The sequence below is a fragment of the Streptomyces sp. iso_384 genome, assembly GCF_056172905.1.
This window is the reverse complement of record NZ_JBWBTT010000001.1, coordinates 4,709,278-4,735,299: the sequence shown is the minus strand read 5'-3', so window position 1 is coordinate 4,735,299 and position 26,022 is coordinate 4,709,278. Positions and strand designations below refer to the sequence as shown.

Annotated in this window: 24 protein-coding genes and 1 riboswitch; of the genes, 19 read left to right on the top strand and 5 right to left on the bottom strand. The window is 71.3% G+C overall.

The genetic code is table 11. The features are described 5' to 3' along the window. Positions 1 to 99 precede the first annotated feature (99 nt). Complete coding sequence (galE, locus tag AC0VY3_RS21230) at positions 100 to 1,077, bottom strand: UDP-glucose 4-epimerase GalE (protein WP_103508718.1); 978 nt, start codon at positions 1,075 to 1,077, stop codon at positions 100 to 102. A 317-nt stretch (positions 1,078 to 1,394) separates the two neighbouring features. On the opposite strand from galE, the gene AC0VY3_RS21225 reads away from it, so the two are divergent. From AC0VY3_RS21225 to AC0VY3_RS21145, 17 genes are all read left to right on the top strand, one after another. Next, on the top strand, positions 1,395 to 3,149 hold the full coding sequence (locus AC0VY3_RS21225) for a DUF5941 domain-containing protein (protein ID WP_475550298.1): 1,755 nt from the start codon (positions 1,395 to 1,397) through the stop codon (positions 3,147 to 3,149). Continuing rightward, positions 3,146 to 3,883, top strand: a complete 738-nt coding sequence (locus AC0VY3_RS21220; protein WP_103508716.1) for a phosphocholine cytidylyltransferase family protein — start codon at positions 3,146 to 3,148, stop codon at positions 3,881 to 3,883. Before AC0VY3_RS21225 ends, AC0VY3_RS21220 begins: the two co-directional genes overlap by 4 nt. Then, positions 3,871 to 4,932 carry an iron-containing alcohol dehydrogenase family protein gene (locus tag AC0VY3_RS21215; RefSeq protein ID WP_103508715.1) on the top strand — a complete coding sequence of 354 codons (1,062 nt, stop codon included), beginning with the start codon at positions 3,871 to 3,873 and terminating at the stop codon, positions 4,930 to 4,932. The genes AC0VY3_RS21220 and AC0VY3_RS21215 overlap by 13 nt, the downstream gene beginning before the upstream one ends. Beyond that, positions 4,910 to 5,689 carry a CDP-alcohol phosphatidyltransferase family protein gene (locus AC0VY3_RS21210; protein WP_103508714.1) on the top strand — a complete coding sequence of 260 codons (780 nt, stop codon included), beginning with the start codon at positions 4,910 to 4,912 and terminating at the stop codon, positions 5,687 to 5,689. The genes AC0VY3_RS21215 and AC0VY3_RS21210 overlap by 23 nt, the downstream gene beginning before the upstream one ends. 8 nt (positions 5,690 to 5,697) lie before the next feature. Continuing rightward, positions 5,698 to 6,570 (top strand): glycosyltransferase family 2 protein, encoded by an 873-nt coding sequence (locus AC0VY3_RS21205; RefSeq protein WP_475551715.1) that lies wholly within the window; start codon positions 5,698 to 5,700, stop codon positions 6,568 to 6,570. A 101-nt stretch (positions 6,571 to 6,671) separates the two neighbouring features. Continuing rightward, a complete protein-coding gene (locus tag AC0VY3_RS21200) occupies positions 6,672 to 7,601 on the top strand; it encodes an ABC transporter permease (RefSeq protein WP_030076413.1) in 930 nt (309 codons plus the stop codon). Then, the gene (locus AC0VY3_RS21195) at positions 7,594 to 8,379 is read left to right on the top strand and encodes an ABC transporter ATP-binding protein (RefSeq protein ID WP_103508712.1); all 786 of its coding nucleotides are present in this window, start codon (positions 7,594 to 7,596) and stop codon (positions 8,377 to 8,379) included. The genes AC0VY3_RS21200 and AC0VY3_RS21195 overlap by 8 nt, the downstream gene beginning before the upstream one ends. Before the next feature lie 409 nt (positions 8,380 to 8,788). After that, a complete protein-coding gene (gene hpnC, locus AC0VY3_RS21190; RefSeq protein WP_475550297.1) occupies positions 8,789 to 9,700 on the top strand; it encodes a squalene synthase HpnC in 912 nt (303 codons plus the stop codon). 29 nt (positions 9,701 to 9,729) lie between these two features. Beyond that, positions 9,730 to 10,650, top strand: a complete 921-nt coding sequence (gene hpnD, locus AC0VY3_RS21185) for a presqualene diphosphate synthase HpnD (RefSeq protein WP_170994406.1) — start codon at positions 9,730 to 9,732, stop codon at positions 10,648 to 10,650. A 118-nt stretch (positions 10,651 to 10,768) separates the two neighbouring features. Then, positions 10,769 to 12,154, top strand: coding sequence for a hydroxysqualene dehydroxylase HpnE (gene hpnE / locus AC0VY3_RS21180; RefSeq protein WP_475550296.1), 1,386 nt, complete (start codon positions 10,769 to 10,771; stop codon positions 12,152 to 12,154). After that, positions 12,151 to 13,254 carry a polyprenyl synthetase family protein gene (locus AC0VY3_RS21175; protein ID WP_475550295.1) on the top strand — a complete coding sequence of 368 codons (1,104 nt, stop codon included), beginning with the start codon at positions 12,151 to 12,153 and terminating at the stop codon, positions 13,252 to 13,254. Before hpnE ends, AC0VY3_RS21175 begins: the two co-directional genes overlap by 4 nt. Before the next feature lie 107 nt (positions 13,255 to 13,361). Continuing rightward, positions 13,362 to 15,362, top strand: coding sequence for a squalene--hopene cyclase (shc, locus tag AC0VY3_RS21170; RefSeq protein ID WP_103508709.1), 2,001 nt, complete (start codon positions 13,362 to 13,364; stop codon positions 15,360 to 15,362). Then, positions 15,362 to 16,009, top strand: coding sequence for a phosphorylase family protein (locus AC0VY3_RS21165; RefSeq protein WP_103508708.1), 648 nt, complete (start codon positions 15,362 to 15,364; stop codon positions 16,007 to 16,009). Before shc ends, AC0VY3_RS21165 begins: the two co-directional genes overlap by 1 nt. Positions 16,010 to 16,014: 5 nt before the next feature. Then, entirely contained in the window at positions 16,015 to 17,034 is a 1,020-nt protein-coding gene (hpnH, locus tag AC0VY3_RS21160; protein ID WP_103508707.1) for an adenosyl-hopene transferase HpnH, read from the top strand. 91 nt (positions 17,035 to 17,125) lie between these two features. Then, the gene (locus AC0VY3_RS21155) at positions 17,126 to 18,523 is read left to right on the top strand and encodes an aspartate aminotransferase family protein (protein WP_475550294.1); all 1,398 of its coding nucleotides are present in this window, start codon (positions 17,126 to 17,128) and stop codon (positions 18,521 to 18,523) included. Between the two features lie 66 nt (positions 18,524 to 18,589). Then, entirely contained in the window at positions 18,590 to 19,198 is a 609-nt protein-coding gene (locus tag AC0VY3_RS21150) for a helix-turn-helix domain-containing protein (protein WP_030623236.1), read from the top strand. 64 nt (positions 19,199 to 19,262) lie between these two features. Further along, positions 19,263 to 19,436 (top strand): DUF6126 family protein, encoded by a 174-nt coding sequence (locus tag AC0VY3_RS21145; protein WP_170994386.1) that lies wholly within the window; start codon positions 19,263 to 19,265, stop codon positions 19,434 to 19,436. A gap of 19 nt (positions 19,437 to 19,455) precedes the next feature. Here the strand turns inward: AC0VY3_RS21145 and AC0VY3_RS21140 are convergent, their stop codons facing one another. Then, positions 19,456 to 20,268 carry a tyrosine-protein phosphatase gene (locus AC0VY3_RS21140; RefSeq protein WP_103508705.1) on the bottom strand — a complete coding sequence of 271 codons (813 nt, stop codon included), beginning with the start codon at positions 20,266 to 20,268 and terminating at the stop codon, positions 19,456 to 19,458. Between the two features lie 443 nt (positions 20,269 to 20,711). Next, a riboswitch (cyclic di-AMP (ydaO/yuaA leader) is annotated at positions 20,712 to 20,872 on the top strand. A gap of 3 nt (positions 20,873 to 20,875) precedes the next feature. On the opposite strand from AC0VY3_RS21140, the gene AC0VY3_RS21135 reads away from it, so the two are divergent. Next, positions 20,876 to 21,832: a M23 family metallopeptidase gene (locus tag AC0VY3_RS21135; RefSeq protein WP_475550293.1), complete on the top strand. Its 957-nt coding sequence runs from the start codon at positions 20,876 to 20,878 to the stop codon at positions 21,830 to 21,832. A 161-nt stretch (positions 21,833 to 21,993) separates the two neighbouring features. Next, positions 21,994 to 22,821 (top strand): SGNH/GDSL hydrolase family protein, encoded by an 828-nt coding sequence (locus AC0VY3_RS21130; protein WP_103508703.1) that lies wholly within the window; start codon positions 21,994 to 21,996, stop codon positions 22,819 to 22,821. A gap of 12 nt (positions 22,822 to 22,833) precedes the next feature. On the opposite strand, the gene AC0VY3_RS21125 is transcribed toward AC0VY3_RS21130, so the two are convergent. The 3 genes from AC0VY3_RS21125 to AC0VY3_RS21115 are packed head-to-tail and all read right to left on the bottom strand — an operon-like array spanning position 22,834 to position 25,989. Continuing rightward, complete coding sequence (locus tag AC0VY3_RS21125; RefSeq protein WP_475550292.1) at positions 22,834 to 23,757, bottom strand: STM4011 family radical SAM protein; 924 nt, start codon at positions 23,755 to 23,757, stop codon at positions 22,834 to 22,836. A 7-nt stretch (positions 23,758 to 23,764) separates the two neighbouring features. Beyond that, entirely contained in the window at positions 23,765 to 25,147 is a 1,383-nt protein-coding gene (locus tag AC0VY3_RS21120) for an STM4012 family radical SAM protein (RefSeq protein WP_475550291.1), read from the bottom strand. Next, positions 25,144 to 25,989, bottom strand: a complete 846-nt coding sequence (locus tag AC0VY3_RS21115) for an STM4013/SEN3800 family hydrolase (RefSeq protein WP_103508700.1) — start codon at positions 25,987 to 25,989, stop codon at positions 25,144 to 25,146. Before AC0VY3_RS21115 ends, AC0VY3_RS21120 begins: the two co-directional genes overlap by 4 nt. Positions 25,990 to 26,022 lie beyond the last annotated feature (33 nt).

The following is a 26,022-nucleotide window of genomic DNA, read 5'->3' as shown; positions in this document are numbered from 1 at the left end:
GGCAACACGGGACTGAACACCGTTGTCATGTGCTCTGACCTGCGGAAACGTTCCGCAGGTCAGAGCGTTGACACGATCACCGACGCCGCCGGGAACCGATCACGCACGGGCCTCGGGATGGCGCAGGCACCAGCCCTCCCAGGCCGACTCCACCATCTCGCGCACACTGCGCCGTGCCGTCCAGCCCAGCTCCTCGGTGATCCGCGCGGCCGACGCCACCGCCTTCGGCGCGTCACCGGCCCGGCGCGGCTCCACCACCGGCTCGAGGCCGTGACCCGTCACCTCGCCGATCACCTCGGCCAGCTCCCGCACCGAGACGCCCTCGCCCCGGCCGACGTTCAGCGTCAGGTCGACGGCGTCCGCCCCGTCCAGCCGCCGCGCGACGGCGAGATGCGCCTCCGCCAGGTCGGCGACATGGATGTAGTCGCGGATGCAGGTGCCGTCCGGCGTCGGATAGTCGTCACCGAAGATCCGCGGGGCCTCGCCGCGTGTCAGCCGCTCGAACATCATCGGCACGATGTTGAAGACCCCGGTGTCCGCGAGCTCCGGTGCGGCTGAGCCCGCCACGTTGAAGTACCGCAGGCAGGCGGTCGAGATCCCGTGGGCCTTCCCGGTGGCCCTCACCAGCCACTCCCCGGCGAGCTTGGTCTCGCCGTACGGGTTGATCGGCAGGCAGGGCGTCTCCTCGGTGATGAGCTCCACGTGCGGTACGCCGTAGACGGCCGCCGACGACGAGAACAGGAAGCGCCGCACACCCGCCGCTACCACGGCCTCCAGCAGCACACCCAGCCCGGTGACGTTCTCCCGGTAGTACAGCAGCGGCTTCTCCACGGACTCGCCGACCTGCTTCTTCGCCGCGAGATGCACCACACCGCTCACCGCGTGCTCGGCCAGCACCCGGTCCAGCAGGGCCCGGTCGGAGGCCGAGCCCTCCACCAGGGTCACGTCCTCGGGCAGCCGGTCCACGATGCCGCTGGAGCGGTCGTCGAGCACCACGACCCGCTCGCCCGCCGCCACCATGGCCCGCGCCACGTGTGCCCCGATATAACCCGCCCCGCCTGTGATCAGCCATGTCATGACCGTCAGCCTAAGGGCCCGTCGTCCGCGGCCCGCCCCGCGGGTTTGTGGGCCGGGCCCCCGATCGATGATGATGATCGCGAACGGCGACCGCGCTTGCGGATCCACCCGAACAGCGCACAAACGGGTGGTGAACTCAGCCTTCCGTTCATCGGATAGCCTCAGCCGACACGCCGCCGGCCCGTCCCGTGGCCGTGCGGCCGTGTGTCGCCCCCGTCAGTGCCAAGGAGTGAGTTCGTCTGTCGACCGCCATCCTCACCGGTACGCCGGTACCCGGGTCGTCGCTCGCGGACGATCTGCGGTCCCTGGGCTTCGATGTGCAGACCGCCGTCGACGCCGGTGACGCCGCAGCCCTGCTCGCCGCCGTTCCGGCCGGCCGCCGGGTCGCCCTCGTCGACCCGCGTTTCGTGGGCCACGTCCACGCGCTGCGGCTCGGACTGACCGACCCGCGCTTCGCCGCCGCCGCCGTCCCCGGCGCACTCACCGCCAGGCCCGAGGCACGCGGCGCCCTGCTGCGTGCGCTCCGGCGCACCACGGCCGCCGTCGGCGCGGGCGCCCCGGTCGTCGAGCCGGACACCGACCCCGCCCCCGAGGACCGCACCGTCCCCGGCCGGATCGCCGTGGCACTGGAGTCCGACGGCACCGCCGTGCAGCGCCCCGCCCTCGGCTCGCTCGTCGCGGCCGTCCCCACGGACCCGGAGCAGCGGGCCGCCGCAGAGGCGGACCTCGCCTCGGTCGACGACGAGGCCGTACGGCTGCGCAGCGCGGTCAAGGCCCACGACGGCTTCTTCACCACCTTCTGCATCAGCCCCTACTCCCGCTACATCGCCCGCTGGTGCGCCCGCCGCAACCTCACCCCGAACCAGGTCACCACCGCCTCGCTGATCACCGCGCTGATCGCGGCGGGCGCGGCGGCCACCGGCACCCGGGGCGGCTATGTGGCCGCCGGGATCCTGCTGCTGGTCTCCTTCGTGCTGGACTGCACCGACGGGCAGCTCGCCCGCTACTCGCTGCAGTACTCCACGATGGGCGCCTGGCTGGACGCCACCTTCGACCGGGCCAAGGAGTACGCGTACTACGCGGGCCTCGCCATCGGCGCCGTACGCGGCGGCGACGACGTATGGGTCCTGGCGCTGGGCGCGATGGTCCTCCAGGCCTGCCGCCATGTCGTGGACTTCTCGTTCAACGAGGCCAACCACGACGCGGTCGCCAACACCAGCCCCACCGCCGCGCTCTCCGACAAGCTCGACAACGTCGGCTGGACGGTCTGGGCGCGCCGGATGATCGTGCTGCCGATCGGCGAGCGCTGGGCCATGATCGCGGTGCTCACCGCGCTCACCACCCCCCGTATCGTCTTCTACGCCCTGCTCGTCGGCTGCGCCCTGGCCGCCTGCTACACCACCGCGGGCCGTCTGCTGCGCTCGCTGACCCGCAGGGCGCGCCGTACCGACCGCGCCGCGCAGGCCCTGGCGGACCTCGCCGACTCCGGCCCGCTCGCCCAGGGCGTCGCGGCCGTCGCCCCCGGGCTCCGGGGCGCGTTCACGGCTCCGGCCGTCGCCCTGCTCGGCACGCTCGTCATGATCGGCGGCGCCCTCTTCCTCCCGTACGGCAGTTGGCTCGCCGTCGCCGCGGCGGCGGTGTACGTGGTGCTCTCCGGCCTCGCCGTCGCCGGCCCGCTCAAGGGCGCGCTCGACTGGCTTGTGCCGCCGCTCTTCCGGGCCGCGGAGTACGTCACGATCCTGGTGCTGGCGGCCCGCAGCGACGTCCCGCACGCCGTTCCGGCGGCCTTCGGGCTGGTCTCGGCCGTCGCCTACCATCACTACGACACGGTGTACCGCATTCGCGGAGGCACCGGCGCGCCGCCCCAGTGGCTGGTGCGGACGATCGGTGGACACGAGGGCCGTACCGCGCTGGTGGCCGTCCTCGCCGCCGTACTCACCCACACCTCAGGTTTCACCACGGCCCTGACCGCACTCGCGGTCGCCGTGGCTCTGGTGGTGCTCGTGGAGTCCATCCGCTTCTGGGTGTCCTCCTCGGCGCCCGCCGTACACGACGAAGGAGAACTCGCATGATCGGCCTCGTACTGGCAGCCGGTGCAGGACGACGTCTGCGCCCCTACACGGACACGCTGCCCAAGGCGCTCGTCCCTGTCGACGGCGACAAGACGGTCCTCGACCTCACGCTCGCCAACTTCGCCGAGGTCGGACTCACCGAGGTCGCGATCGTCGTCGGCTACCGCAAGGAGGCCGTCTACGCCCGCAAGGCCGAGCTGGAGGCGACCTACGGCCTCACCCTCACGCTGATCGACAACGACAAGGCCGAGGAGTGGAACAACGCCTACTCCCTCTGGTGCGCCCGTGACGTCATCAAGCGCGGCGTGATCCTCGCCAACGGCGACACCGTGCACCCGGTCTCCGTCGAGAAGACCCTCCTGGACGCCCGCGGCAAGGGCCAGAAGATCATCCTCGCCCTGGACACCGAGAAGGCCCTCGCCGACGAGGAGATGAAGGTCATCACCGCGGAGGGCAAGGGAGTTCATCGCATCACCAAGCTGATGGACCCGGCCACCGCGACCGGTGAGTACATCGGCGTCACCCTCATCGAGGCCGAGGCCGCCGAGGAGCTGGCGGACGCGCTGAAGACCACCTTCGAGCGCGACCCCGACCTCTACTACGAGGACGGCTACCAGGAGCTGGTCAACCGCGGCTTCACCGTGGACGTGGCCCCCATCGGCACCGTGACCTGGGTCGAGATCGACAACCACGACGACCTCAAGAAGGGCCGTGAGATCGCGTGCCAGTACTGACCCGGCTCATTCCGTCCCCGGTCGTCGTCGACATCCGGCGCGGCGCCATGGACGATCTGGCGGGTCTCCTGGCCGATCAGCGGATCTCCAGCTCGGGCAAGCTCGCCATCGCGATCAGCGACGGCTCCGGGCGCGCCCTGCGGGAGAGGCTCGCTCCGGTCCTGCCGGGTGCCGACTGGTATCCGGTCTCCGACGGCACGATCGACTCCGCGGTGAAGCTCGCCGACGGCATCAAGGGCAACCGCTACGACGCCGTCGTCGGCCTCGGCGGCGGCAAGATCATCGACGTGGCGAAGTACGCCGCGGCGCGGGTCGGCCTGCCCCTGGTCGCCGTCGCGACGAACCTCTCGCACGACGGCCTGTGCTCGCCGGTTGCCACGCTCGACAACGACAACGGGCGCGGCTCCTACGGGGTGCCCACCCCGATCGCCGTGGTCATCGACCTCGACGTGATCCGTGAGGCGCCCGCCCGTTACGTCCGTTCCGGCATCGGCGACGCGATCTCGAACATCTCCTGCGTCGCCGACTGGGAGCTGGCCCACGAGGTCAACGGCGAGGAGATCGACGGTCTGGCCGCCGCGATGGCCCGCCAGGCCGGCGAGGCCGTACTGCGCCACCCCGGCGGGGTCGGCGACGACGCCTTCCTCAAGGTGCTGGCCGAAGGGCTCGTGCTCACCGGCATCTCGATGTCGGTCGCGGGCGACTCACGTCCCGCGTCCGGCGCCTGCCACGAGATCAACCACGCCTTCGACCTGCTCTACCCCCAGCGCGCGGCCAGCCACGGCGAGCAGGTCGGCCTCGGCGCCTGCTTCGCCATGCATCTGCGCGGTGCCCGCCAGGAGTCGCTCCTGATGGCATCGATACTGCGCCGCCACGGTCTGCCGGTCCTGCCGGAGGAGATCGGGTTCAGCGTCGACGAGTTCGTCAAGGCCGTCGACTACGCGCCGCAGACGCGTCCGGGACGCTTCACGGTCCTGGAGCACCTCAACCTGTCCACCGACCAGATCAGGGACGCGTACGCCGACTATGCGACGACCATCAGTAGCTGAACTCCGTCCGGTCGTTCACCCCCCGGGGGTCAAGGACCGGCGCAGCGGCGAGCACTGGGCCGGGCGCATGTACATGCGTGAGGTCTCGCTGCGCGTGGACCGCTACCTGGTCAACACCCGCGTCACGCCGAACCAGGTCACGTACGTGATGACGCTGGCCGGTGCGCTGGCCGCCCCGGCGCTGCTGGTGCCGGGCGTCTGGGGCGCCGTGCTCGGTGTGGTGATGGTCCAGCTCTATCTGCTCTTCGACTGCGTGGACGGCGAACTGGCCCGCTGGAAGAAGCAGTATTCGCTCAGCGGGGTCTATCTGGACCGGGTCGCCGCCTATCTGTGCGACGCGGCGGTGCTCGTCGGCCTCGGCCTGCGCGCCGCCGACATCTGGGGCGAGGGCCGGATCGACTGGCTCTGGGCCTTCCTCGGAACGCTCGCCGCGCTCGGCGCGATCCTGATCAAGGCCGAGACGGACCTGGTCGGCGTGGCCCGCCACCAGGGCGGGCTGCCGCCGGTCAAGGAGGCGGCCGCCGAGCCGCGCTCCTCCGGCATGGCGCTGGCCCGCAAGGCCGCCGCCGCGCTCAAGTTCCACCGGCTGATCCTCGGTATCGAGGCCTCCCTGGTGATCCTCGTGGTGGCCGTCGTGGACGCGATCGGGGGCGACCTCTTCTACACCCGCCTGACCGTGGCGGTCATGGCCGGCATCGCGCTGCTGCAGACCCTGCTGCACCTGGTGTCCGTCCTGGCGTCCAGCAGGCTGAAGTGACCTCACCCATGAAACTGGGCGCGGTGATCATCACCATGGGCAACCGCCCGGACGAACTCCGCGCCCTCCTCGATTCGGTCACCGCCCAGCACGGTGACCGGATCGAGGTCGTGGTGGTCGGCAACGGCGCCCCGGTGCCCGAAGTGCCCGCCGGGGTACGCACTGTTGAACTGCCCGAGAACCTGGGCATCCCCGGCGGCCGCAATGTCGGCATCGAGGCGTTCGGCCCCTGCGGCGCGGACGTGGACGCGCTGCTCTTCCTGGATGACGACGGGCTGCTGCCGAACCGGGACACCGCCGAGCTGTGCCGGCAGGCGTTCGAGGCGGACCCGAAGCTGGGGATCGTCACCTTCCGGATCGCGGACCCGGAGACCGGCGCCACCCAGCGGCGGCATGTGCCCCGGCTGCGGGCCGCCGACCCGATGCGCTCCTCGCGGGTGACGACGTTCCTGGGCGGCGCCAACGCCGTACGCACCCGGGTCATCGCCGAGGTGGGCCCGCTCCCGGAGCACTTCTTCTACGCCCACGAGGAGACGGACCTGGCCTGGCGGGCGCTGGACGCGGGGTGGATGATCGACTACCGCGCGGACATGGTGCTGAACCACCCCACCACCGCCCCGTCCCGACACGCGGTCTATCACCGCATGGTCGCCCGTAACCGGGTCTGGCTCGCCCGCCGGAACCTGCCCGCCCCGCTGGTCCCCCTCTATCTCGGGGTCTGGCTGCTGCTGACCCTGGTGAGGCGTCCGTCACCACCCGCGCTGAAGGCGTGGTTCGGCGGTTTCCGGGAAGGCTGGTCGGCGCCCTGCGGGCCTCGGCGTCCGATGAAGTGGCGTACGGTGTGGCGGCTGACGAGGCTGGGCCGACCTCCGGTCATCTGAGAGGCTTTCCTCTGAGAGCATGAGGCGTATTTTCTTTCCGGAACCTGTCCGCCTGAGCCGCGCCCGCGACTGGCTGCGCGTGAAGACGAGAGTTTCAACTTGTGAGTGACACGACCCACGACGGTGGGGTAGCCCTCGGGACCCCGCCGTCCGCCGACGAGGGCCTCGGCGCGGCCCAGCTGGCCGCCAAGTACGGCCTGACCGTGAGCGGCGCCCGGCCGGGGCTGTTCGCGTACATGCGACAGCTCTGGGGCCGACGCCACTTCATCCTGGCCTTCTCCCGGGCGAAGCTGACCGCTCAGTACAGCCAGGCCAAGCTCGGCCAGCTGTGGCAAGTGGTCACGCCCTTGCTGAACGCCTGTGTCTATTACCTGATCTTCGGGCTGATCCTGGGGACCAGGGAGGGGATTCCCCACGACGTCTTCGTGCCGTTCCTGGTCACCGGCGTCTTCGTCTTCACCTTCACCCAGAGCTCGGTCATGGCCGGTGTCCGAGCGATCTCCGGCAACCTCGGCCTGGTCCGGGCCCTCCACTTCCCCCGGGCCTCGCTGCCCATCTCCTTCTCGCTCCAGCAGCTCCAGCAGCTGCTGTTCTCGATGATCGTGCTGGTCGCGGTCGCCGTCATCTTCGGCAGCTACCCCTCGCTGTCGTGGCTCCTGGTGATCCCCGCCCTGATTCTCCAGTTCTTCTTCAACACCGGCCTGGCCCTCGTCATGGCGCGGCTCGGCTCCAAGACCCCCGACCTCGCGCAGCTGATGCCGTTCGTCATGCGGACCTGGATGTACGCCTCGGGCGTCATGTTCTCCATCCCGGTGATGCTCAAGGACAAGCCGGCCTGGATCGCCGACGTACTGCAGTACAACCCGGCGGCGGTCTACATGGACCTGGTCCGCTTCGCGCTGATCGACGGTTACGGCTCCGAGAACCTGCCGGACCACGTCTGGGCCGTCGGCCTGGGCTGGGCCGTGCTGCTGGGCGTCGTGGGATTCGTGTACTTCTGGAAGGCGGAGGAACGGTACGGCCGTGGCTGACGACAACGCACAGGGACGCATCCCCACGGTGATCGCCGACGACGTGCACATCGTGTACCGCGTCAACGGCACGGGCGGCGGCCGGGGCAGCGCCACCGCCGCGCTGAGCCGCATGATGCGGCGGGGCAAGGGCGAGCCGCGCGGCGTGCGGAAGGTGCACGCGGTGCGCGGGGTCTCCTTCACCGCCTACCGCGGCGAGGCCATCGGCCTCATCGGCACCAACGGCTCCGGCAAGTCGACGTTGCTGCGGGCCATCGCCGGTCTGCTGCCGACGGAATCCGGCCATGTGTACACGGACGGCCAGCCCTCGCTGCTCGGGGTGAACGCGGCCCTCATGAGCGATCTGACCGGTGAGCGCAACGTCGTGCTCGGCGGCCTCGCGATGGGCATGAGCCGGGACGAGGTCCGCGAGCGCTACCAGGAGATCGTCGAGTTCTCCGGGATCAACGAGAAGGGGGACTTCATCACCCTGCCGATGCGGACGTACTCCTCCGGTATGGCTGCGCGACTGCGCTTCTCGATCGCCGCCGCCAAGAACCACGACGTCCTCATGATCGACGAGGCGCTGGCCACCGGCGACCGCAAGTTCCGGGTCCGCTCCGAGGAGCGGATCCGCGAGCTGCGCAAGGAGGCGGGCACGGTCTTCCTGGTCAGCCACAACAACAAGTCGATCAGGGACACCTGTGACCGTGCGCTCTGGCTGGAGAAGGGCGAGCTTCTGATGGACGGCCCCACCGAGGAAGTCCTCAAGGCGTACGAGCGAGAAACGGGCAAGTAGCCCCCAGCTCTCCCCGTGGCCCCCGCCGGACCGTTCCGGCGGGGGCCGTGCGGTGCCCGGCAGACCGTCCGCAGTAGGCCCCAGGGGCGATCTCCTCCCGGCGGATGACGTCAATTCCGCCGTGCGCGGGGAAGGTTGACGGGCACGGCCGGGAAGCGGCGGTGGGCGCTCCACCCCGGCGGTCCGCTGTGAGCTGTACAACGTAAGCTGTAGCGGTGCTGATTCATGGCAAGTAGGGCGATACGCCCGGCACCGCCCGCTCTGCCGCAGCAGTGCACTCGGAAGAATGAGCGGCGTGTCCGAAAAGGGTTGTTTTGGGTCAGCAGTGTAGAACGGGAGATGTGACGGCAATGACGGAAGATCTCCAGCTCCGACGTGGTTTCGCCGTCCCCGCGCCGGGCGGTCCGCAGTGACCTCGACCCCCGAGGCGCGCATCGGCGACGCCACCCTCGGCAAGGCCGCGGACGAGAACTTCCCCGTGGCGCCCTTCTTCCTGCCCCGCGCCTGGCGCGACGACCTGATGGCGGTCTACGGATTCGCCCGGCTCGTCGACGACATCGGCGACGGCGACCTCGCCCCCGGCGGCGCGGACGCCCGCCGCCTCGGCCTGGAGCCGGAGCAGAGCGACGACCGCCTCGCCATGCTCGACGCCTTCGAGACCGACCTCCACCGGGTCTTCGCCACCACCGGCGAGGAGCCGCACCACCCGCTGCTGCGCAACCTGCGCCCCACCGTGCGGCGCCGTGCGCTCACCCCCGAGCCCTTCCTCGGCCTGATCGAGGCCAACCGTCAGGACCAGAAGATCCGCCGCTACGGCACGTACGCCGAGCTCGCCGCCTACTGCGAGCTCTCGGCGAACCCGGTCGGCCGTCTGGTCCTCGCCCTCACCGGCACCGCGAGCCCGGAACGCGTCCGCCGCTCCGACGCGGTCTGCACCGCGCTCCAGATCGTCGAGCACCTGCAGGACGTGGCCGAGGACCTGGCCCGCGACCGGATCTATCTGCCCGCCGAGGACATGGAACGCTTCCGGGTCACCGAGACCGACCTGGCCGCGCCCACCGCCGGAGCCTCCGTGCGCGCCCTGATCGCCTACGAGGCCCAGCGTGCGAGCGACCTGCTGGACGAAGGCGCCCCGCTGGTGGGCAGCGTCGACGGCAGGCTCAAGCTGCTCCTCGCCGGATTCGTCGGGGGCGGGCGCAGCGCGCTCACGGCGATCTCGGCCGCCGGGTTCGACGTACTGCCCGGACCGCCCAAGCCCACCAAGCCCAGGCTGCTGCGCGAAGTGGGAATCGTCTTGCGAAGAGCGCGTGGAGAGAGGTGAGCCGGACCGTGGAGGGACAGACGACGTACATGTCGCCGCCGGTGCAGGCCGCATACAGTTACTGCGAGGCCGTCACCGGACAGCAGGCCCGTAACTTCGCCTACGGCATCAGACTGCTGCCGTACGAGAAGCGGCAGGCCATGTCGGCGCTGTACGCCTTCTCCCGTCGGGTCGACGACATCGGCGACGGGGAGCTGGACCCGGAGACCAAGCGGACCCGGCTGGAGAGCACCCGCGAGCTGCTGGAGCGGATCCGCAAGGACGCGGTCGACGAGGACGACACCGACCCGGTGGCCGTCGCGCTCGCGGACGCCGCCCGCCGCTTCCCGCTCCCGCTCGGCGGACTCGACGAGCTGATCGACGGCGTCCTGATGGACGTCCGGGGCGCGACCTACGAGACCTGGGACGACCTCAAGTCCTACTGCCGGTGCGTCGCCGGAGCCATCGGACGCCTCAGCCTCGGCGTCTTCGGCACCGCGCCGGGCGCCCGCGGGGCCGAGCGCGCCGCGGAGTACGCCGACACCCTCGGCCTCGCCCTCCAGCTCACCAACATCCTGCGCGACGTCCGCGAGGACGCCGGCAACGGACGCACCTATCTGCCCGCCGACGACCTGGCCAAATTCGGCTGCTCGGCAGGGTTCCACCGCACCACCCCGCCCCCCGGATCGGACTTCGCAGGCCTCATCCACTTCGAGGTCCGCCGCGCCCGCGCCCTGTTCGCCGAGGGCTACCGGCTGCTGCCGATGCTCGACCGCCGCAGCGGCGCCTGCGTCGCGGCGATGGCCGGAATCTATCGCCGCCTCCTCGACCGGATCGAGCGCGACCCCGAGGCCGTCCTGCGCGGACGGGTCTCGCTGCCCGGCCACGAGAAGGCCTACGTCGCGGTGCGCGGCCTGTCCGGACTGGACGCCCGCCACATCTCGCGGCTCACCGCCAGGGGGCGATCCTGATGGACGCCGGCACCTCCGGCCGCCGGGCAACCCCCCGGTGGCCCGACGCGTCACGGACTGCGACGATCTCCAGGGTGAGGACCCGCCAGACGGCCACGACCCGACGGGAGGGGCACGCATGAGCGACGAGACCCCGCGCCCCGTCGCCGTCGTCGTCGGCGGCGGCCTCGCCGGCGTCACGGCGGCGCTCCGCCTCGCCGACGCCGGACTGGACGTGACGCTCCTGGAAGGGCGGCCCCGCCTCGGCGGCCTCGCCTTCTCCTTCCAGCGCGGCGACCTCACCGTCGACAACGGCCAGCACGTCTACCTGCGCTGCTGCACCGGCTACCGCTGGTTCCTCGACCGGATCGACGCCGCCCACCTGGCCCCGCTCCAGGACCGCCTCGACGTGCCCGTGCTGGACGTCGGCAGGGCCGCCGGACCGCGCCTGGGGCGGATCCGCCGCACCGGCCTGCCCGTACCGCTGCACCTCGCCGGCGGGCTCGCCGCCTATCCCCACCTCTCGCTCGCCGAGAAGGCGAGCGTCGGCCGTGCCGCCCTCGCGCTCGGCCGCCTGGACCCCGCCGACCCCGAGCTGGACCGCGTCGACTTCGCCACCTGGCTGCGCCGCAACGGCCAGTCCGAGCGCACCATCGAGGCCCTCTGGGACCTCGTCGGCGTCGCCACCCTGAACGCCACCGCCCCGAACGCCTCCATGGCGCTCGCCGCGAAGGTCTTCAAGACCGGCCTGCTCTCGGAGCCCGGCGCCGCCGACATCGGCTGGGCCACCGTGCCCCTCGGCGAGCTGCACGACACCCTCGCCCGCAAGGCCCTGGACACCGCGGGTGTCCGCACCGAGCTGCGCGCCAAGGCCGGATCCCTCACCCGTACCGAGGACGGCCGCTGGAGCGTGGAGACGGCGGGGGAGCGGATCACCGCCGACACCGTCGTGCTGGCCGTGCCGCAGACCGAGACCCACGCCCTGCTGCCCGCGGGTGCGCTGGACGAGCCGGAGCTGCTGCTCGACATCGACAATGCTCCGATCCTCAACGTGCACGTCCTCTACGACCGCAAGGTGCTGCGCAGGCCGTTCTTCGCCGCGATCGGCTCCCCGGTCCAGTGGGTCTTCGACCGCACCCACTCCTCGGGGCTCAAGGGCCCCGGGCAGTATCTGGCCGTCTCGCAGTCGGCCGCCCAGGACGAGATCGACCTGCCCGTCGCCGAACTGCGCTCCCGCTATCTGCCCGAGCTGGAGCGGCTGCTGCCCGCCGCCCGCGGCGCCGGCATCCGCGACTTCTTCGTCACCCGGGAGCGCACCGCCACCTTCGCGCCCGCCCCGGGCGTCGGACGGCTGCGCCCCGGCCCCCGCACCCGGCTGCCCGGCCTTCAGCTGGCGGGGGCCTGGACCGCCACCGGCTGGCCCGCGACGATGGAGGGTGCCGTGCGCAGCGGCGCCGGAGCCGCCGACGCGGCCCTCCACGACCTCGGCCGCCCCCTTGGACATCCGCTGCAGGAGGCGGCATGAGCAGTACCACCGGAACAAGAGGAGAGTCTGTGACCCCGGCGAATCCGGCTTTCGACACCGTGGCGGACACCGCGGACGTCACCGCGCTTCTGGAGCGCGGACGAGCCCTGTCAGCGCCGGTCCTGCGGGCTGCCGTGGACCGGCTCGCGCCGCCCATGGACACCGTCGCCGCCTACCACTTCGGCTGGATCGACGCCGAGGGACGGCCCTCGGCCGGCGACGGCGGCAAGGCCGTGCGCCCCGCGCTCGCCCTGCTGTCCGCCGAAGCGGCGGGCGCCCCCGCCGAGGCCGGCATCCCCGGCGCGGTGGCCGTCGAACTCGTGCACAACTTCTCGCTGCTGCACGACGACCTGATGGACGGCGACGAGCAGCGCCGCCACCGCGACACCGTCTGGAAGGTGCACGGCCCCGCCCAGGCGATCCTGGTCGGCGACGCGCTCTTCGCCCTCGCCTACGACCTGCTGCTGGAGCTCGGCACGGTCGAGGCGGGCCGCGCGGCCCGCCGGCTGACCACCGCCACCCGCAAGCTCATCGACGGGCAGGCCCAGGACATCTCCTACGAGCACCGCGAGCGGGTCACCGTCGAGGAGTGCCTGGAGATGGAGGGCAACAAGACCGGCGCGCTGCTGGCCTGCGCCGTCTCCATCGGCGCGGTGCTCGGCGGCGCCGACGACCGCACCGCCGACACCCTGGAGGCGTACGGCTACCACCTCGGCCTCGCCTTCCAGGCCGTCGACGACCTGCTCGGCATCTGGGGCGACCCGGAGTCCACCGGCAAGCAGACCTGGAGCGACCTGCGCCAGCGCAAGAAGTCCCTCCCCGTCGTCGCGGCGCTCGCCGCGGGCGGCGAGGCGTCCGAGCGGCTGGGTGAACTCCTCGCCGCCGACGCCAAGAGCAACGACTTCGACAGCTTCTCCGAAGAGGAGTTCGCCGCCCGCGCGGCACTCATCGAGGAGGCGGGCGGCCGCGAGTGGACCGCCCAGGAAGCCCGTCGTCAGCACGCGGTCGCCATCGAGGCGCTGCACGCCGTCGACATGCCCCACCGGGTGAGGGAGCAGCTCACCGAGCTCGCCGACTTCGTGGTGGTACGAAAGAGATGATCACTTTCCGCATATGACTCGCAGTCGCCGGCCGGCGCCCCTCACCGGGCGCCGGCCGACGGAGACCCCAGCACAGCAGAGAACCGACTGCACGTAAGGGGAAGCTCATGACAGCGACGACCGACGGATCGACCGGGGCCGCGAACCTCTCCGGGGCCCCGGCCGACGATCCGGCCGACACGACAACCGCCGCGGACGACGTGACCGCCGCCGCGCGCCGGGCCGCGGAACGCTCCGTGGAGCACCTGCTCGGCAGACAGGACGAGCAGGGCTGGTGGAAGGGCGACCTCGCCACCAACGTCACGATGGACGCCGAGGACCTGCTCCTGCGTCAGTTCCTCTCCATCCAGGACCCGGAGACGACCCGGGCGGCCGCCCTCTTCATCCGCGGCGAACAGCTCGGCGACGGCACCTGGAACACCTTCTACGGCGGACCGGGCGACCTCTCCGCCACGATCGAGGCGTACGTCGCCCTGCGGCTGGCCGGGGACCGCCCCGACGAACCGCACATGGCCCGCGCCTCCGGCTGGATCAGGGAGCAGGGCGGCATCGCGGCCGCCCGCGTCTTCACCCGCATCTGGCTGGCCCTGTTCGGCTGGTGGAAATGGGACGACCTCCCCGAACTGCCGCCCGAGCTGATGTTCTTCCCCAAGTGGGTCCCGCTCAACATCTACGACTTCGGCTGCTGGGCCCGGCAGACCATCGTGCCGCTCACCATCGTCTCCGCGAAGCGCCCCGTACGCCCCGCGCCCTTCGCCCTGGACGAGCTGCACACCGACCCGGACCACCCCAACCCGGCCAGGAAGCTTGCCCCGCCGACCAGTTGGGACGGACTCTTCCAGCGCCTCGACAAAGGGCTGCACCTCTACCACAAGGTCGCCCCGCGCCCGCTGCGCCGTGTCGCGATGAACGCGGCCGCCCGGTGGATCATCGAGCGCCAGGAGAACGACGGCTGCTGGGGCGGGATCCAGCCGCCGGCCGTCTATTCCATCATCGCGCTGCATCTGCTCGGCTACGACCTCGACCACCCGGTGATGAAGGCGGGTCTGGCCTCGCTCGACCGGTTCGCCGTCCGGCGCGAGGACGGCGCCCGGATGGTAGAGGCCTGCCAGTCACCGGTCTGGGACACCTGCCTGGCCACCATCGCGCTGGCCGACGCCGGACTGAGACCCGACCACCCCGCACTGGTGAAGGCCGCCGACTGGATGCTGGCCGAGGAGATCACCAGACCCGGTGACTGGTCGGTGCGAAAGCCCGAACTGGCCCCCGGCGGCTGGGCGTTCGAGTTCCACAACGACAACTACCCGGACATCGACGACACCGCCGAAGTCGTCCTGGCGCTGCGCCGGGTGCGCCACCCCGACCCCGCCCGGATGCAGGCGGCCATCGACCGCGGGGTCCGCTGGAACCTCGGGATGCAGTCCCGCAACGGGGCCTGGGGCGCGTTCGACGCCGACAACACCAGCCCCTTCCCCAACCGGCTGCCCTTCTGCGACTTCGGCGAGGTCATCGACCCGCCGTCGGCCGACGTCACCGGCCATGTCGTGGAGATGCTCGCCGTCGAGGGCCTCGCGAACCACCCCCGTACCCGCGAGGGCATCGAGTGGCTGCTCGCCGAACAGGAGGCGTGCGGCGCCTGGTTCGGCCGCTGGGGCGTCAACTACGTCTACGGCACCGGGTCCGTGGTGCCCGCCCTGATCGCCGCCGGACTGCCCGCCGGACACCCCGCGATCCGCCGGGCCGTCGGCTGGCTGGAGTCCGTCCAGAACGACGACGGCGGCTGGGGCGAGGACCTGCGCTCCTACCAGGAGGAGAAGTGGATCGGCCACGGTGAGTCCACGGCCTCCCAGACCGCCTGGGCGCTGCTCGCCCTCCTCGCCGCGGGCCGCCGCGAGACCCGCTCGGTCGCCCGCGGCGTCACCTGGCTGACCGAGGCGCAGCAGGCCGACGGCTCCTGGGACGAGCCGTATTTCACCGGCACCGGCTTCCCCTGGGACTTCTCCATCAACTACCACCTCTACCGCCAGGTCTTCCCGCTCACCGCACTCGGGCGCTATGTGTACGGCGACCCGTTCGCCGACCGCGCGGACGCCGCCGAGGGGGCCTGATGGGCGATCCGAGAGGGCCCGGGAGCCCCGTGCCGCCGCTGCTGGTCGCCTGCGCCCTCGGCATCGAGCAGGTGGCCCTGCGCAGCGGCAGGGGCGCCCCGGGCCCGGTCCGGGTCCTGCGCACCGGAATGGGCCCCCGGGCGGCGGAGACGGCCGTGGCGCGCCTCTTGGGCCCCGAGGGGGTTCCGGACGCCGCCGTGATCGCCTCCGGGTTCTGCGCCGGCCTCGTGCCGGGGATGCACCCCGGCGACCTGGTCGTCGCCGAGGAGACCCGGGACGTGGACGGCACCACCCCCTGCACCGGCACCGGCGTCCTGGTCGCCGCGCTCGCCAGGGCCGTCCCCGGCCGCATCGTCCACACCGGCCCCCTGACCGGCTCCGACCACGTCGTACGGGGCTCCGAGCGGGCCGCGCTGCGGGCGGGCGGGGCCATCGCGGTGGACATGGAGTCCGCCGCGACACTGCGTACCGCCCTGTGTCACGGACCGCGCCCGGTTGCGGCCGTCCGGGTGGTCGTGGACGCTCCAGAGCATGAGCTCGTCCGCATCGGCACCGTACGCGGTGGAATATCGGCGTTCCGTGTTCTTCGTGCCGTCCTTCCGGCTTTCTACGAATGGCACCGATCTTTACTGCTCCCCAGGAGGTGAGCTAGATGGCCATGCCGCTCCGTCAGTCCATCAAGGTTGCGACGTATCTCTTCGAACAGAAGCTCCGCAAGCGTGAGAAGTTCCCGCTGATCGTCGAGCTGGAGCCGTTGTTCGCCTGCAATCTCGCCTGTGAGGGCTGCGGGAAGATCCAGCACCCGGCCGGTGTCCTGAAGCAGCGCATGCCGGTCGCCCAGGCGGTGGGCGCGGTGCTCGAATCCGGCGCCCCCATGGTGTCCATCGCCGGTGGCGAACCGCTGATGCATCCGCAGATCGACGAGATCGTGCGCCAGCTCGTCGCGAGGAAGAAATACGTCTTCCTCTGCACCAACGCCATGCTGATGCGCAAGAAGCTCGACAAGTTCACCCCGTCCCCGTACTTCGCCTTCGCCGTGCACATCGACGGGCTGCGCGAACGGCACGACGAGTCGGTCGCCAAGGAAGGCGTCTTCGACGAGGCCGTCGCCGCGATGAAGGAGGCCAAGCGGCGCGGCTTCCGCGTCACCACCAACTCCACCTTCTTCAACACCGACACCCCGCAGACCATCATCGAGGTCCTCAACTACCTCAACGACGACCTGCACGTCGACGAGATGATGATCTCGCCCGCCTACGCCTATGAGAAGGCTCCCGACCAGGAGCACTTCCTGGGCGTCGAGCAGACCCGCGAGCTGTTCAAGAAGGCCTTCGCGGGCGGCAACCGGGCCCGCTGGCGGCTCAACCACTCGCCGCTCTTCCTCGACTTCCTGGAGGGCAAGGCGGACTTCCCGTGCACCGCGTGGGCGATCCCGAACTACTCGCTCTTCGGCTGGCAGCGTCCCTGCTACCTGATGAGCGACGGCTACGTACCGACGTACCGTCAGCTCATCGAGGAGACCGACTGGGACAAGTACGGCCGCGGCAAGGACCCGCGCTGCGCCAACTGCATGGCGCACTGCGGCTACGAACCCACGGCGGTGCTCGCCACCATGGGGTCCCTCAAGGAATCCCTGCGCGCGGCCCGGGAGACCATCACCAGCAACCGGTGAGCCGGTGACCGACGAGGTACGGCCGGCCGTCACGGGTTCCCCGGGGCGGCCGGCCGCACGACGCAGCACATCCGAAGGAGAAGAGCGCGCGATGACGGACGGCGGATCCCAGGGCTTCGATCTGACGCGGCTCCTCGCCGAGCGCGGGTCCGAGCGGTACGAGCTGCACGCGCGCCACCTCAACCACCAGCTGCCGCGCATGCTGCACACCATCGGCTTCGACAAGGTCTACGAGCGGGCCGAGGGCGCGTACTTCTGGGACGCGGAGGGCAACGACTACCTCGACATGCTCGCCGGCTTCGGCGTCATGGGCCTGGGCCGCCACCACCCCGTCGTCCGGCAGGCCCTGCACGACGTCCTGGACGCCCAGCTCGCCGACCTCACCCGCTTCGACTGCCAGCCGCTGCCCGGACTGCTCGCCGAGAAGCTGCTGACCCACAGCCCGCACCTGGACCGCGTCTTCTTCGGGAACAGTGGCACGGAAGCGGTCGAGACGGCGCTGAAATTCGCCCGGTACGCCACCGGGAAGCCCCGGATCGTCTACTGCGACCACGCCTTCCACGGGCTCACCACCGGATCCCTGTCGGTCAACGGGGAGAGCGGCTTCCGCGACGGCTTCGCCCCGCTGCTGCCCGACACGGCCGTGCCGCTCGGCGACCTGGACGCGCTGCGCCGCGAACTGAAGCGGGGCGACGTCGCGGCCCTGGTCGTCGAGCCGGTCCAGGGCAAGGGCGTGCACGCCGCGCCGCCCGGCTATCTGCGGCAGGCGCAGGAGCTGCTGCACCGGCACAAGGCGCTCCTGATCGCCGACGAGGTGCAGACGGGCCTGGGCCGGACCGGCGACTTCTATGCCTACCAGCACGAGGAGGGCGTGGAGCCCGATCTGGTCTGTGTGGCCAAGGCGCTCTCCGGCGGCTATGTGCCCGTCGGCGCGACCCTCGGCAAGGACTGGATCTTCCGCAAGGTCTACTCCTCGATGGACCGGGTCCTCGTCCACTCCGCGAGTTTCGGCTCCAACGCGCAGGCGATGGCGGCCGGGCTCGCCGTCCTGACGGTGATGGAGGACGAGGAGACCGTCGCGAACGCCCGGCGCACCGGCGATCTGCTCCGCGAGCGGCTGGCGGCCCTGGTGGACCGCTACGAGCTGCTGCACGAGGTCCGCGGGCGCGGGCTGATGATCGGCATCGAGTTCGGCCGGCCGTCGTCGCTGAAGCTCCGCAGCCGCTGGACCATGCTCCAGGCGGCCCGCAAGGGGCTCTTCGCCCAGATGGTCGTGGTGCCACTGCTCCAGAAGCACCGGATCCTCACCCAGGTCTCCGGCGACCACCTGGAAGTGATCAAGCTGATTCCGCCGCTGGTGATCGGGGACGCGGAGGTGGACCGCTTCGTGGCGGCGTTCACGTCCGTCATGGACGACGCGCACAGCGGCGGCGGACTGATGTGGGACTTCGGCCGCACCCTGGTCAAGCAGGCCGTGGCCAACCGCTGACGGGTGCCGCTTTGCCTCCGGGGCAAGATATTTGCCCCGGAGGAAATACCCTGGCCCAATGGAGGCATGAACCCTCCGGACGAAGGGGTGCCGGACGAGCTCCCCGGCGTCGCACCCCGACTGCGTGACCTGCGCCGAAGCCGTGGTCTCACCCTGGAGACCGCCGCCCGGCGGGCCGGGCTCTCCCCGGCCCATCTCTCCCGGCTGGAGACCGGCCGCCGACAGCCCTCGCTGCCGATGCTGCTGGGGCTGGCCCGTATCTACGGTACGACGGTCTCCGAGCTCCTCGGCGAGCAGCCGCCCGAACGGGACGCGATCGTTCGCGGCGGCGGCTTCGAGGGGGCGGAGGCGGACGGCTGGATGTACCGGCAGGCGGGCGGCTCCGGCCGCGCGATGCAGGCCCTGCGGGTGCGCGTTCCGTACGGGGCCCAGGGCGACCTGGTCCGGGTCCATCCCGGCGAGGAGTGGCTGTACGTCATGGAAGGGCGGCTGCGGGTCGGGCTCGGCGACACCGTGCACGACCTCGAACCCGGCGACAGCGCCCACTTCGACTCGCTCACCCCGCACCGGATCGCGGCCGTCGACCGCGGCGGCGCGGAGCTGCTCTTCGTCCACACCCTGCTGCAGAGTCCCGCCGCCGAGCTCTGCCTCGGCAACGCCCTCCACGCGCGCTGACCGGCCGTCCCCGCCGGCTCCATCCTTCGCTCCACCGGCCGTGAGGCCGACAGAGAGGACCGTCATGTCCGATTCCGAACACTACGACCCGCTGGGTCCCGGACGCCGCAAGGACGAGGACCCGCAGGAGAAGCGGATGCCGCGCGGCGTCATCATCCGGCTCTTCGCCTATCTGGTGGCGGGCCATGTCATCGCGGCCTTCCTCTACCTGCTCTTCGTGGTGGCCGGGAGCAAGTGACGGCCCGCCGCCGGCCGGGTCAGTCCTGGTCGAGCAGGCGCTCGCGCAGCCGCTCCCGGGTCCCGGAGGAGATCTTCAGCCCCTCGGTGAGGTAGCGGTCGGTCGTGCCCCAGTTCTCCTCGATGGTCGCGAAGGCCTCCGCGAGGTAGGCCGGCCGCGCCCCGAAGAGCGGGTCCAGAAGCTCCAGCACCTCGGGCGACATACCGGCCTCGGAGGCGTCGGAGCGCTTCACGTTGTAGCGGCGGTGGAGGTCGTTGGACTTGAGGTAGTCCTCCTCGATCGCCTCCACCTCCACGCCGACCGCCAGCAGCGCGACCGCGATGGAGAGGCCGGCCCGGTCCTTGCCCGCCGCGCAGTGCATCAGGGCCGGAACGCTGTCCTCGGCCAGCGCGTGCAGCACCCGGCTGTGCTCGGCGGTGCGGTCCTCGATCGTCGCGCGGTACATCCGGATCATGCGGTCGACGCCCTTGCCGTCCGCGAGGACCGAGCGCAGCTGCTCGATGTTCCCGTCGCTCACCAGCCGCCAGAACTCCGCGCCGTCGGCCGGGTCGGAGAGTGGAATGCTGACATTGCGGACACCGGGCAGCTCGATGTCGTAACCGTCGAGGCGGTGGTCGGCGGAGTGCCGGAAGTCGAAGACCGTGTGCAGTCCGAGCCCGCCGAGGAAGGCCGCGTCCTCAGCGGTGGCGTGTGCCAGGTGGCCGCTGCGGTAGAGCCGTCCGAAGGCGGTGCGCCGCCCGTCCGTGGTGGGGAGCCCGCCCACATCGCGGAAGTTGCGGACTCCGGTCAGCACGGTCTCTGTCGGCGGGACCTGCGGCACCTGCTGCGTCACGGTGGCTCCTGGGATCTCTGGCGTCGGCGCGGCTCGCCGGCGAGGGCGCTCCCGTGACGATACGACATCGATTCGACAGAAAATCATCACGGTCGCCACCCCGTCGCGGGGTGCCGTCGAGGCCGGACTGACCCGGCGTCAGGAGCACCCTCGGCAGCGTGTCCGTATTGGTGCATTTCGCAGAACATGCCCCGCTAATGGGGGAGATGAGATTCCGGAGGTGAGCGGGATCATATCCGTGACGGACCGTGGCGAGGGCGCCCGGGGGTATTCCCGTTGCCCGTACGGAAATCCAAGATCCGTAATCCACGGAGTGTGACGGGAAAACCGGGGCGATAGCGAATCGATGATTCCGGCGCGCAACCGATGGCTTGTTCCGCTCGTCCTGACCGGTTTACGGTCGCCGCAATCCGGACGGACCGCCTAATCCTGCCGCCGCCCGGAATTCGCACCCACCCACTCACGTGTGGCAGGAGCGGGGGAACCAGGTAAGCCGCCGATCCGGAGCGATCCGGACCGGCTCGGGGTGAAGTCGCCGCAACGCGACCGGGCATCTCCAGCCCGAACCCGACAGCTCACCTCGCAGGCGCCGGAGAGGAAATTCCCCATGCCCGCAAAGGGTAAGCACCGTCGTCCGAAGTCCGGCCCGATCTCCCGCGGCGTCCTCGTCGCAGGGACCGGCGGCGCCGCACTCGCCCTCCCGCTCATCGGCGCCACCGTCGCGAGCGCCGCCGACCAGGCCGCTCCCGCCGCGAAGCCCGCCGCCGCCTCGGTCGCCGCCGCGCACACCGCCCCGTCGGCCGCCCCCGCCGCGTCGAAGGCCGCCCCGAAGACGTACTCCGTCGTCTCCGGCGACTACCTGTCGAAGATCGCGGCCGAGCACCGGCTCAAGGGCGGGTGGGAGAAGCTGTACCAGGACAACCGCTCCACCGTCGGCGACAACCCCAGCCTGATCCACCCGGGCATGAAGCTGACCCTCGGCGCCAAGGGCTCCGCCCCGGCCGAGAAGTCCGCCGCTCCCAAGGCTGCCCCGAAGAAGGCCGCTCCGGCCCCGAAGGCCGCGCCGAAGGAAGCCCCGAAGGGCGACACCATCTCCGCCGACGACTCCGAGGGCTCCGACAACTCCGCGCGGACCGGCTCCTCCGAGGCCACCGGCTCCGGCTGGTCCGCCCCGCTGGCCAACGCCAACGTCACCACCCAGTACCGCGCTTCCGGCGCCAGCTGGTCCAGCGGCTACCACACCGGCTCGGACTTCCAGGCCGCCTCCGGCACCCCCGTCCTCGCCATCGGACCGGGCACCGTGGTCTCGGCCGGCAACAGCGGCTCGTACGGCAACGAGGTCGTCATCCAGCACGAGGACGGCATGTACTCGCAGTACGCCCACCAGTCCTCGCTGAACGTCTCCGTCGGCCAGACCGTCACCGGCGGCCAGCAGATCGGCCTCTCCGGCTCCACCGGCAACTCCACCGGCCCGCACCTGCACTTCGAGGTCCGCACCGGCCCGAGCTACGGCTCGGACGTCGACCCGATCGCGTACCTGCGTCAGCACGGCGTCTCCGTCTGACCGGACGCGGACAGAAGTAACCGAGGGGCGGTGCGCGGCGGCGCACCGCCCCTCTCTTTATTCCGGCTTTACCAAAACCTGACCGGGTGGTCTATCTCACCACCCGTCAACCCCGTATTACGGTCGCGTAGGTCACATCGGACGATGCAGGATAAGTCCTTGTGGCAGACGATTCGAGAAACAACCAGCAGCACATCATCGGGTCGTACGCGGCGATCGGCGACAGTTTCACCGAGGGCGTCGGCGACCCCGGCCCCGACGGGACCTATCTCGGCTGGGCGGACCGTTTCGCGGTCCTCCTCGCCGACCGGCTCCCGGCCCCCGACACGGAGGCCGGCCCCGAGGACTCCTCGCACGGGGACTTCCGCTACGCCAATCTCGCCGTACGAGGACGTCTCCTCGACCAGATCGTCGAGGAGCAGATCCCCCGTGCCAAGGAACTGGCCCCCGACCTGGTCAGCTTCTGCGCGGGCGGCAACGACATCATCCGGCCCGGCACCGACCCCGACGACCTCGCCGAGCGCTTCGAGCGGGCGGTCGCCGACCTGAGCAACGCCGTCGGCACGGTCATGGTCACCACCGGCTTCGACACCCGGGGCGTTCCGGTGCTGCGCCACATGCGCGGCAAGATCGCCACGTACAACGTCCATCTGCGGGCCATCGCCGACCGCTACCAGTGCCCCGTGCTGGACCTGTGGTCGCTGCGCTCGGTCCAGGACCGGCGCGCGTGGGACGCCGACCGGCTGCACCTCTCGCCCGAGGGTCACACCCGCGTCGCCCTGCGCGCCGCCCAGGTGCTCGGCCACGACGTGCCCGCCGACCCCGACCAGCCCTGGCCGCCGCAGGCCCAGCGCAGCCCCTTCGACGAGCGGCGCGACAACATCCAGTGGGCCCGCGAATACCTGGTGCCGTGGATCGGGCGACGGCTGCGCGGCGAGTCCTCCGGCGACCACGTCGAGGCGAAGCGCCCCGACCTGCTGCCGCTGTAGCGGCCGGATCGCTCAGGGCTCCAGCAGGGGCAGCGCGCGCCGGGACGGGTTCGGCACCACGAGCCCGTCCGGCGGCGCGCCTCCGCCCGGCGGGCGCCCCGCCGGTATCCGCTCCAGGACGCCACCGGCGAACACGTCGTACAGCGGCAGCGACTCCAGATGCACATAGCCGATGTGGCAGTCGCACACGGAGAGCGGACAGGCCCGGGGGCCGAGCGCCCGGCGGTAGCTGCCGTCGTAGAGGTTGCCCAGCTCCGCCTTGACGAAGTGACAGCGCCGCACCGTGCCGTCGCCGTCCACCGAGATCACCGACTCACCCGTCCGGCAGGGCAGCCCCGCCGAACGGTGCGGATCACGGCTGTAGGGGAACAGCGGATCCAGCTCCGTCCAGCGTGCCGCCTCCTCGTCGGTGTACGCACGGCCCTCGGCGGCGTTCACCCAGAGGTAGACCTCATCGGGCAGCGCCGCCCGCAGCCGCCGCGCCTCCTCCAGATGCTCGTCGAACCCCACCACGCCCACGCTGTAGCGGATTGCCTTCGCCGACAGATCCCGGCATTTACCCAGAAACCGGTCGTACGGGGTCTGCCCCGGGTGATACGTGCACCAGAGCGCGATCCGCTCGGGATCGGTGTCCGCCAGCCAGTCGGTGCGGCCGCTCAGGTTCGTCTGGATCGCCACCCGCTCGATGTGCGGCAGCCGCGACAGCTCGGTCAGCGCCCTCCGGTACCAGGAACGCACCAGCCCTTCGCCCCACGGGGTGAACAGCACGGACAGCCGGTCGCCCGTCTGTGCCGCCGCCCAGCCGGTGAACCGCTCCAGCGCCTCACGGTCCGCCGTGAGCTGCGCGCGACTGTCCCGCCGCTTGGCGAACGGGCAGTAAGGACAGTCGTAGTCGCAGGAGGCGAGCGGGCCCCGGTAGAGAATCGTCAGGTCCATGTCCGGCTCACTTCCGCTCGTACGCGGCCATCGCCGTCCGAACCCCGGGCGAGAACAGCGCCGGACCCAGCGCGTCGGAGTGGGCCAGACCTGACGGGGACAGCCGCAGCAGCCCCTCCGGGGCCGAGGTGTCCAGCCAGCCCCGGGCCGCGAACTCCGCCAGCTCGGCCGGGAAGTCCGCGCCCGGATCCGTACCGAACCGCGCCCGGTACTCCGCCACCGGCAGCCCTGCCGCCTGGAGCAGCGACTGCAGCAGATGCCGCCTGCGCGCCTCGTCGGAGTCGACGTACCTGCCGACCTCGGCCCGGGAGAAGTCCTCGGTGGCGGTGAAACGGTCGATGATCGACCGGATCTCCCGCATGTCCACCGCGTAGTCGAAGGAGTAGTGCAGGGCCGCCGTGTACGAACGGGCCCCGCAGCCCAGGCCGATCATGCCGTCGGTCTGGCAGGCGTAGTCCTCGGGACCCTCCTGCTCCCGAGGGGCGTCGGCCCGCCGGAACATCCGCATCGACACCTGCTCGTAGCCGTGCGCCAGCAGATGGTCCCGCCCCACCGCGTACAGCCGCAGTCGCTGCTCGTCCCAGGCGGCGTCCTCCAGGGCCTGTGCCTCGGCGTCGGCCGCCGCGCCCAGGCGGTGCAGACCGGTGAGCGGGCGGACGTACAGCGGATACAGATACAGCTCCTCCGGCCGCCAGGCCAGTGCCGCGTCCAGCGAGGCGAGCCAGCTGCGCTCGGTCTGCCCGTCGATGCCGTAGATCAGGTCGATGTTCAGCACCGGGATCCGGGCGTCGCGGATCCGGCCGAGCGCCGCTTCCACATCGGCGCGGCGCTGCGGTCGGACGGCAGCCCGGGCCTCCTCGTCCACGAAGCTCTGCACGCCGATGCTGATCCTGGTCGTGCCCCGGTCGGCCAGCACCGCCAGCCGGTCGGCGGTGGCGGTGGAGGGCGAGGTCTCCACGGACAGCGGGACCGCGCTCAGGTCGGCGCCCATCCGCTTCTCCCCTATGTCGCAGAGCCGCTCCAGCTCGCCGGCGGTCAGGAAGGTCGGGGTGCCGCCGCCGAACGCCGCCGCCGCGAACCGCACCGGCTCCTCGTCGCCCAGTGCCTCCCGCACAGCCACGGCCTGCCGCTCCAACGCGTCCAGATAGCGCGTCGTCAGCTCCTCGGGCGCGCCGATCCGGGTGAAGAGGTTGCAGAAGCCGCAGCGGACCTCGCAGAACGGTATGTGGAGATAGAGGGAGAGCGCGTCCTTGGGTTCCCTCGCCCACAGCGACCGCAGCGACGGGCGGTCCGCGAGCGGCCGGTAGGCCGTCTTGTGCGGATAGGCGTAGACGTAACTCTCGTACGGCCGGACGGCGGGCGGCGCGGGAGTGCTGGTGGTGAGCGTCATCGGTCGGCCCCCGGTTCTGGCGGTGCGGGTGGTTCGGATGCGGGTGGTTCGAGGAAGAAGTGGGCGTACGGGACGGTCCAGACGGCCGGGTGGCCGAGCCGGTGACCGGTGTACCCGTCGTCGCCGTAGGCCGTGCCGTGGTCGGAACAGACGATCGCGAAGCAGCGGCGGCGGCTGCTCGCCGCGGCGAAGAGCCGGCCGACGTGCCGGTCCACGTACTCCAGGGCCGCCGCGTGCGTGGCGCGTGAGTCGCCCGCCTCGTGGGTCGCGCCGGGCAGATGGAACCAGTTCGGCTGGTGCAGCGCGGACACATTGACGAAGAGGAACATCCGCTCGTCCCGGGGGAGCGCCGCGACGACCTTCTCCGCCCTGGCCACCTGCTCCTCGAACGAGGTGGGCGAGGCGACGCCGAAGCCGGGCTCCCAGTGGCTCTCCTGGAACATGCCGGGCAGCACCGAACCGAGCGGCCCCTGACGGTTGAAGAAGCCGACCCCGCCGATACACACCGTGCGGTAGCCCTCGGCGGCCAGCCCCGACACCAGATCCGGCGTGTCGAACACGAACGTGCCGTCCGCCGTGGTCTCACTGCCCGCGAACCGCGCCGCGAACAGCCGCGGATGCGGCCCGGGGGAGGCGGGCGTCGGCAGGAACCCGGCGAACATCGCCTGGTGCGAGGCGTAGGTGAAGCTGCCCGGAGCGTGCCGCTCCTCCCAGGCGCCCCCGGGCAGATGCCGGGCGAGGTTCGGGATGCGCCCGGCGGCCGCCAGCTCGACGGCCACGTCGTGGCGCAGGGTGTCCAGGGTGACCAGCAGCAGATCGTGGCTGCCCACGACCTCGGCCATGTCGGGCCGCCCGGGGCCGCCGGGCTCGTGGGG